8 protein-coding genes and 1 tRNA gene are annotated in these 8,015 nt (G+C 64.6%); 8 read left to right on the forward strand and 1 reads right to left on the reverse strand.

Going from position 1 to position 8,015, the window contains the following annotated elements; genetic code table 11:
• The 8 genes from B2527_RS08480 to B2527_RS08515 all read left to right on the forward strand — a co-directional run.
• Positions 1-351: LysR substrate-binding domain-containing protein (locus B2527_RS08480; protein WP_293707872.1), on the forward strand; the 351-nt coding region annotated here is incomplete at its 5' end.
• A 67-nt stretch (positions 352-418) separates the two neighbouring features.
• A tRNA-Ser gene (locus B2527_RS08485) sits at positions 419-508 on the forward strand.
• A 213-nt stretch (positions 509-721) separates the two neighbouring features.
• Entirely contained in the window at positions 722-2,284 is a 1,563-nt protein-coding gene (locus B2527_RS08490) for a sensor domain-containing diguanylate cyclase (protein ID WP_293707873.1), read from the forward strand.
• 62 nt (positions 2,285-2,346) lie between these two features.
• On the forward strand, positions 2,347-2,850 hold the full coding sequence (tadA, locus tag B2527_RS08495) for a tRNA adenosine(34) deaminase TadA (RefSeq protein ID WP_293707875.1): 504 nt from the start codon (positions 2,347-2,349) through the stop codon (positions 2,848-2,850).
• A gap of 86 nt (positions 2,851-2,936) precedes the next feature.
• Positions 2,937-3,506, forward strand: coding sequence for an oligoribonuclease (gene orn / locus B2527_RS08500; protein ID WP_293707877.1), 570 nt, complete (start codon positions 2,937-2,939; stop codon positions 3,504-3,506).
• A 528-nt stretch (positions 3,507-4,034) separates the two neighbouring features.
• On the forward strand, positions 4,035-4,892 hold the full coding sequence (locus tag B2527_RS08505) for an EcsC family protein (RefSeq protein ID WP_293707879.1): 858 nt from the start codon (positions 4,035-4,037) through the stop codon (positions 4,890-4,892).
• 154 nt (positions 4,893-5,046) lie between these two features.
• Positions 5,047-6,348, forward strand: coding sequence for an SGNH/GDSL hydrolase family protein (locus B2527_RS08510; RefSeq protein WP_343124749.1), 1,302 nt, complete (start codon positions 5,047-5,049; stop codon positions 6,346-6,348).
• 2 nt (positions 6,349-6,350) lie between these two features.
• Positions 6,351-7,472, forward strand: a complete 1,122-nt coding sequence (locus B2527_RS08515; protein WP_293707883.1) for an alkene reductase — start codon at positions 6,351-6,353, stop codon at positions 7,470-7,472.
• A gap of 177 nt (positions 7,473-7,649) precedes the next feature.
• Here the strand turns inward: B2527_RS08515 and B2527_RS08520 are convergent.
• A partial coding sequence (locus B2527_RS08520; RefSeq protein ID WP_343124750.1) for a putative PEP-binding protein occupies positions 7,650-8,015 on the reverse strand: 366 nt, incomplete at its 5' end.

The raw sequence follows: 8,015 nt of genomic DNA on the forward strand, positions 1-8,015 counted from the left end.
GTGGACCTGCAGCCGCGCGTGGCCGGCTTCGATTTCCCGCTGCTGCAGTCGATGGTCAAGGATGGCTTCGGCATCACCATGCTGCCGGAAACCGTCTGCGCCGAGGCCGTGCGCAATGGCGAGCTGGAGGTGGTGCTGCCGGACTGGTCGCTGCCGCAGGGCATCTGCCATGCAGTGTTTGCCTCGCGCCGGGGGTTGCTGCCAGCGGTGCGCGTGTTCATCGATTTCCTGGCCGAGCACCTGCCGCCGCAGCTGGAGGCCTCACGTCTGGATTGTGGCGGTGCCTGCGAACGCGCCAAGGAAAAGATCCGCGCCTCGATGGCCGGATCGCTGGCGATCGAAGCCGGTTGAACAAAAACCGGGGCAGGCATGCGAGAATGCCCGCCCCGGCCGTTACCGCAGCCGGGTCAGCAATAAAGGACAGATGGCCGAGCGGTTTAAGGCACCGGTCTTGAAAACCGGCGAAGGGTCAAACCTTCCGTGGGTTCGAATCCCACTCTGTCCGCCAAGTTTGCTGGAAAAAGAACCGCTGATAACAGCGGTTTTTTTATGTCGCAAGCAGGCCGCGTACTGGCCGCCAGGCGGACCACGTGCAGGCATGCCGTTTGCTGCAGGCCATGGAGAAGGCCATGGATCGGTAGTGTGATCGCGCTCGGGGGGGCTGCGTACCCGGGTGGCATGGGTTCAATCGCGGCCTCACCTTCAAGCTTCGCATTGGATCATGGATCTACGAAAACTCATTCTGGTGCTGACCCTGCTCGGGGCCCTGGTGCCATTCGCCAACACGTTCTATGCCAGCTACACCGTGCAGCGCCAGCAGTTGGTGGATACCACACTGGATGGCAACTATGCCTATGCGAACAAGCTGGCCAGGAGCACCGAGGATTTCCTGCAGTCGGCGCAGCTGCAACTGGCCTATACCGCGCAACTGCTGGCGGTGAAGATGGGCGATGTGGCCCAGCTGGAGGACGAGGCGGCCCGCTTGCGGATGATGAGCAAGAGCTTCAATTCGATCACCATCTTCGATGCCAGTGGCACGGTACTGGCGACGTCGCCTGAAACCTTGGGCCTGCAGGGCAAGGTGTTGAACAGCGAGGCAGTAAAGGCCGCGCTGCGTGAGAAGCAGCCGCTGATCAGTGCGCCGTACCAGTCGGCTACCGGCAACTTCATCGTCTTCATCAACCATCCCATCGTGTCCGGGTCCGGCGAGTATCTCGGCGCGGTGGGTGGTGCCATCTACCTGCAGAAGGAAAACATTCTTGATCGCCTGCTGGGCCAGCACTTCTACGTGGACGGCTCCTATCTGTTCGTGGTCGACAGGCACAAGCGCATCATCTATCACCCCGACCCGAACCGGATTGGCGACTTCGTACAGAACAACGCGGTGGTCGATCGCGTCGCGGCGGGGGAGTCTGGCATGGGCCCGGCAGTCAACTCGCGCGGCATCAAGATGCTGGCCGGTTATGCATCGGTAGCTTCCACCGGCTGGGGCATCGTTGCCCAGCGCCCGGAAGAAGCCACGCTGGCGCCGCTGACACAGCTGATGCAGAGCACGCTGTACAAGGCGTTGCCGGCGACCCTGCTGACCTTGATTCTGATCCTGTGGAGCGCGCGGTTGATTTCGCGGCCGCTGCGGCTGCTGGCCGATGGCGCGCGCAAGATGGAAGATCCTGCCGCTGCCAAGGACATCCGTGCCGTGCGGTCGTGGTATTTCGAGTCCCGCGAACTGAAGAAGGCGCTGCTGATTGGTGTGGATGCCATCCACAAGAGTTTCAGCAAGCTGCGCGAGGACAATGCCACCGACCCCTTGACCAAGCTCGGCAATCGTCGGCGGATGGACGAGGCACTGGCCAATTTCGACAGCCAGGCCAATGCGTTCTCGGTGATCACCATCGATATAGATCACTTCAAGGCGGTCAACGATACCTACGGGCATGATGCCGGCGACGTTGCGTTGCAGTATCTGGCCAGGTGCATGCGCGAGGCCTGCCGGGCCTACGATATTCCACTGCGGGTGGGTGGCGAGGAGTTCGTCATCCTGCTGCCTTCGACCACGCTGACTGCGGCAGCCCAGGTAGCCGAGCGGCTGCGGGTGGCGGTGGAGCAGATGGTGGTTCCCAAGGTGGGCCGGCTGACGGTGTCGTTGGGTGTGGCGAACTGCCCGCAGAGCGGCTTCCAGATCGAAGCGGTGCTGAAGGCTGCCGACGAGATGCTGTACGCGTCCAAGCGCGGCGGTCGCAACCGGGTGACGGTGGACCAGCGCGAAGCTGTCCGGCTGCAATGATACCTGCGCTGGCCACCCATCATCTAAGCTACGCTCTGCCCCCTGTTGCCTGCATTTGCCGCATGTCTTCCGCTGATCTCAAGCAAACCGATGAACACTGGATGCGCCACGCGTTGGCCCTGGCCGACCGTGCGCAGCGTGAGTTCGACGAGATCCCCGTCGGTGCGGTGCTGGTGGGGGGCGAGGGGGCGGTGCTGGGCGAGGGCTGGAACCTCAACATTGCCAGCCACGACCCCAGTGCCCATGCCGAGATCGTGGCGATGCGCGCTGCCGGCAAGGCGCTGGGCAACCACCGTCTGATCGGCAGTACGTTGTATGTGACGCTGGAGCCCTGCGCGATGTGCGCCATGGCCATGGTGCATGCGCGTGTCGCCCGCGTGGTGTTCGCCGCGGCGGACCCCAAGACCGGCGCCTGCGGCAGTGTGTTCGATCTGGTGGCCGACCCGCGCCACAACCATCGCGTGCAGGTGCACGGTGGCGTGCTGGCGCAGGAAGCCAGCCTGCGCCTGACCAACTATTTCCGTGCCAAACGCGGCCGCCCGCTGTTGACGCCGGACGATCTTTGACGCGGCGTAAGGCGGGGGCGGGGGTATCATGGGCTACGTATTTCAGGCTGACGCCGATGGCGCAGGCCCCCAGCAAGAGGCATGACATGGCGGACAACAGCGCAGGCAATGATCGGTTGATCTGGATCGATCTGGAAATGACGGGGCTCGACACCGACAACGACTCCATCATCGAGATCGCCACGGTGGTCACGGATGGGCAGCTCAACGTGCTGGCCGAAGGTCCGGAGTTCGCCATTGCGCACCCGTTGGCCACATTGGAAGCGATGGACGAATGGAACCGCAACCAGCACCAGCGTTCGGGCCTGTGGCAGCGCGTGCTGGACAGCACCACCAGCGCGGGCCAGGCCGAGGCACAGACCATTGTGTTCCTGCAGGACTGGATCAAGGCTGGCGCGTCGCCGATGTGCGGTAACTCGATCTGCCAGGACCGGCGGTTCCTGCACCGGCAGATGCCGCGCCTGGAGCGGTACTTCCACTACCGCAACCTGGACGTATCCACGATCAAGGAACTGGCCAAGCGCTGGTCGCCCAGCGTGGCGGCCGGGGTGAGCAAGACCTCCAGCCATACCGCCCTGAGTGATGTGCACGATTCCATTGCCGAACTGCGCCATTACCGCCAGTTCATGGGCACTCTGGCCGGTCTGCCCTTGTAATGCCGAGCCATGCTCGGCAATGGCCTTCCCGGTAAAGCCCCAGCCGAGCATGGCTCGGCTCTACCGTGTGCTTGCCGCGCAGATTGGCTGGCCCGCCCTGTAGTGCCGAGCCATGCTCGGCGATGGCATTCCCGGTAAACCCCCAGCCGAGCACGGCTCGGCTCTACCGTGTGGCGGTCACGCAGATTGGCTGGCCCGCCCTGTAGTGCCGAGCCATGCTCGGCGATGGCATTCCCGGTAAGGCCCCAGCCGAGCATGGCTCGGCTCTACCGTGTGGCGGCCACGCAGATTGGCGGGCCCGCCCTGTAGTGCCGAGCCATGCTCGGCGATGGCATTCCCGGTAAGGCCCCAGCCGAGCATGGCTCGGCTCTACCCTGTGCTTGCCGCGCAGATTGGCGGGCCCGCCCTGTAGTGCCGAGCCATGCTCGGCAATGGAATTCCCGGTAAAGCCCCAGCCGAGCACGGCTCGGCTATACCTGCTGGCGGCGGCATACGTTTCGTTCAATTGCCGGCCGCTATGATCGCGGCATGAACGATCTGATCCCTGCGCCGCGCGATATCCAAACCCACGATCAGGACTGGGCTGACCTGCAGCGTGCAGTTGCCCTGCTGGAGTCGCCCACGCTGACTGCGCGCATGGCTGGCATCGTCGGGGCGCCGCTGGAGTTCGCGGTCAGCCGCCTGCCCGCAGCGGTATCCAAGCGCATGCACAGTGCGGTACAGGCCGCCCTCACCAAGGCAACCCAGGCGGCGCTGTGGAGCATGGACAACGCGCCGCACAAGGCAGCCTCCACCCGTTGGCACAAACTTGCCGCCGCCACCTCTGGCGCGGTTGGCGGTGCGTTCGGCTTCACGGCCTTGTTCGTGGAGCTGCCGGTGTCGACCACCATCATGATGCGCGCGGTGGCCGACGTGGCCCGTAGTGAAGGCTTTGACCTGGCCGAACTGAGCACCCGCCAGGCCTGCCTGGAAGTCTTCGCATTGGGCGGTAACTCCTCCAGCGACGATGCCAGTGACACCGGCTACTACCTGGCACGTGGCTTCACCACCGATGTCATGCGCCACCTGTCGGCCGAACTGGCCGGCCGGGTGATCACCGGACGTGACCTCACCCTGGGGGTGGCGCCCAAGGAGGCGGGCAAACTGCTGGCCAAGGTGGTGGAGAAAGTGGCCGCAAGGTTTGGCGTGGTGGTGACCGAGAAGTTCGCCGCGCAGGCCGTGCCCATCATCGGTGCGGCAACCGGTGCCACGCTCAATACCATGTTTACTGATTACTACCAGGACATGGCCCGCGGGCACTTCATCGTGCGCCGGCTGGAGCGCAAGTACGGTGAGCAGGCCGTGCACCTGGCCTACACCCGGATCAACGGGCGTCTGGCTGGGTGACTGCAATGGGGAGGCTCGTCGGGACGCCTGAGCCGCCGTCGTGATTTTGTTGATTTGAATTCAACAATCTTTTCCCTTGGCAGCATCTAGTGCAAGGCTGATGGGCGGTCGAAGATGCGTTTCCTTCCCTGCGTGTCCCGTATAGATGAATTCAATGCTGCCTGTTGTTGCCTCGACCCTGATGGCGGGGATGGGCGTGGTTGCGGCCGCCGAAGTCGCTGAAGCACCTTCCAGTCTGCACTGGACGAGCAGTTGGACCGCGGCGCCGCAGGCTGTGTGGGATGACGGCTTTCTGTTCCCGAGCAATGTGCCGCCCGTGCTGCAGGATCAGACGGTGCGGCAGGTGGCGCGCCTCAGCGCAGGTGGCCGACGCCTGCGGCTGCTGTTTTCCAATGCTTACGGCACGCAGCCCCTGCAGCTGGGGCGGGTGACCGTGGCGCTGGCGGGTGAGGGCGATGCGCTGGTGCCGGGCACAACCCGTCAGGTGCTGTTTGCCGGCTTGCCGACGGCGACCTTGGCCGCAGGGGCGCCACTGGTAAGCGATGCGATCACGCTGCCCGTGGCGGCCTTGGCACGGGTGACGGTCAGCATCCATCTGCCCGGCCCGGCGCCTGTGCAGACCTTCCATTGGGATGGTCGCGAGAACAGTTGGATCGTAGCGGGAGATCAGACGTCGGCGGCTGTATTGGCCCGTGATGACGCAGTGGACCAGCTCACGACCGCCCGACTGCTGTTGAGCGGCATCGAGGTGGATACCGGCGCACCGGCACACAGCATTGCGGTGATCGGCGACTCCATCACCGACGGCGCCACAGCCAGCCTCAATGCCGATAGTCGCTGGCCCGATGCGCTGGCCGAGCGCGTGGCGGTGCATGGCGTTGGTGTGATCAATGGCGGCATTTCAGGCGGCCGCCTGCTCAGTGATGGCATGGGCGAATCCGTTCTGGCGCGCCTGCAACGTGATGCGCTGGGGCAACCGGGCGTGCGCACCGTGATGGTGATGGTGGGCATCAATGACATCGCCTGGCCGGGTACTGCGTTTGCACGTGATCACGCCATGCCCACGCTTGCCGCGCTGCAGGCGGGCTACCTGCAGCTGATCCGCCAGGCCCATCGACAAGGCATCCGCGTGATCGGGGTGACGCTGACGCCGTTCAACGGGGCGTTGCCGGATACACCGTTGTCGGACTACTACCAGCCGCAGAAGGATGCCCTGCGGCTTGCAGTGAATGACTGGATGCGCCGTTCGGATGCGTTTGATGCCGTCATCGATGCGGACCTGGCACTGCGTGATCCACGCGACCCTTCGCGTTTGCTGCCACGTTTCGACTCCGGCGACCACCTGCATCCCAGTGATGCCGGCAACCGCGCAATCGCCGAGGCGGTGGATCTGGATGCCCTGTTGAGGCCTGGCATCCGTGAAGGCGCCGTTTCCCATCCCCCACGCAAGGATTGACCATGTTGTTCACCCCGTATCGAATGGGCGCGCTGGAGTTGCCCAACCGCATCGTGATGCCGCCGATGACGCGCTCGCGGGCAGCTGCAGGCAACGTGGCCACGCCCTTGATGGCGCGCTACTACGCCCAGCGCGCAAGTGCTGGGCTGATCGTCAGCGAGGGCACCCAGATCAGTCCGCAAGGCCAGGGCTATGCGTGGACACCAGGTATTCACAGCCAGGCGCAGATCGCCGGGTGGGGCGGTGTGACCAATGCCGTGCATGCGGCGGGCGGGCGGATGTTTGCCCAGTTGTGGCATGTGGGCCGGATCTCGCACGTGGCGCTGCAGCCGGGTGGTGCCGCGCCGGTTTCGTCCTCGGCCCTGCTGGCCGAAGGCGTCAAGGTGTTCGTCGATCCGCTGGGTGCCGGACCGGAGCAGGGCGTGGGTGAGATGGTGCAGCACTCCCTGCCACGCGCTCTGGACGTCGACGAGATACCCGCCGTGGTCGCCGACTATGCGCGAGCGGCACGCAATGCGATGGAGGCAGGCTTCGACGGCGTCGAACTGCACGGCGCCAATGGCTACCTGATCAACCAGTTCATTGACTCGCGGGCCAACCTGCGCACCGATGCCTACGGCGGTTCGCTGCAGAACCGGTTGCGGTTCCTGCGCGAGGTGGTGGAGGCGGTTGTTGCCGAGATTGGTGCGGGGCGGGTCGGGGTGCGGCTGGCGCCGCTGACCACGCTGCAGGGCGCGGTGGACGATACGCCGCAGGCAACCTATCTGGCGGCGGCGCAGGTGCTGGAACGGCTCGGCGTGGCCTATCTGCACATTGCCGAGGCGGATTGGGAGGACGCGCCGGAGATGCCAGTGGCCTTCAAGCAGGCCTTGCGGATGATCTATTCCGGCACCTTGATCTATGCGGGCAAGTACGACCTTGCGCGCGCGGAGGAAGCTCTGGGATCCGGATGGGCTGACCTGATCGGGTTCGGGCGGCCGTTCATCGCCAATCCGGACCTGCCAGCGCGATTGCAGCACGGGGTGGCATTGAGCGCGGCCGACGGCAGTACGTTCTTTGGTGGTGGCGCGAAGGGCCTGGTGGACTATCCCCGCATTGGCGAGGCGCTGTCTGCGGTGGTTTGAACAGCGTATACGCTCCTCCCGCCGATCTTCTTCTTCAGCAGTGAGCGGTGGGCAGCCAGATGCCTTCTGAGCCGAGAGCTCCGGCGCTGCTGAGCTGGGTAGCCATGCTCGGATTCCGGAAAGCAGAAAGCCCCGCTTTGCGGGGCTTTCTGCTTCAGGCATTCAAGCGGTCTTGGCTCAGGCGGACGCCTTCAGCTTGGCCAGGCGCAGCCAGGTGTCGACCACGGTGTCCGGGTTCAGCGACACCGACTCGATGCCTTCCTGCATCAGCCATTCGGCCAGGTCCGGGTGATCGGACGGGCCCTGGCCGCAGATGCCGACGTACTTGCCCTTGGCGCGGGCCGTCTTGATCGCCATCGACAGCAGCTTCTTCACCGCCAGGTTACGTTCGTCGAACAGGTGCGCGACGATCGAGGAATCGCGGTCCAGGCCCAGGGTCAGCTGGGTCAGGTCGTTGGAGCCGATCGAGAAGCCGTCGAAGATGTCCAGGAACTCATCGGCCAGCAGTGCGTTGGACGGCACCTCGCACATCATGATGATCTT

The organism is Stenotrophomonas sp. UBA7606, from assembly GCF_002477705.1.
In the GTDB taxonomy this organism is placed as follows: Bacteria; Pseudomonadota; Gammaproteobacteria; order Xanthomonadales; family Xanthomonadaceae; genus Stenotrophomonas.

What these genes read in the sequence shown, in the direction of transcription:
- B2527_RS08505 (WP_293707879.1), top strand. Translation starts at nt 4,035, where the DNA reads ATGAACGATCTGATCCCTGCGCCGCGCGATATCCAAACCCACGATCAG.
- B2527_RS08490 (WP_293707873.1), top strand. Translation starts at nt 722, where the DNA reads ATGGATCTACGAAAACTCATTCTGGTGCTGACCCTGCTCGGGGCCCTG.
- tadA (WP_293707875.1), top strand. Translation starts at nt 2,347, where the DNA reads ATGTCTTCCGCTGATCTCAAGCAAACCGATGAACACTGGATGCGCCAC.
- B2527_RS08515 (WP_293707883.1), top strand. Translation starts at nt 6,351, where the DNA reads ATGTTGTTCACCCCGTATCGAATGGGCGCGCTGGAGTTGCCCAACCGC.
- orn (WP_293707877.1), top strand. Translation starts at nt 2,937, where the DNA reads ATGGCGGACAACAGCGCAGGCAATGATCGGTTGATCTGGATCGATCTG.
- B2527_RS08510 (WP_343124749.1), top strand. Translation starts at nt 5,047, where the DNA reads ATGCTGCCTGTTGTTGCCTCGACCCTGATGGCGGGGATGGGCGTGGTT.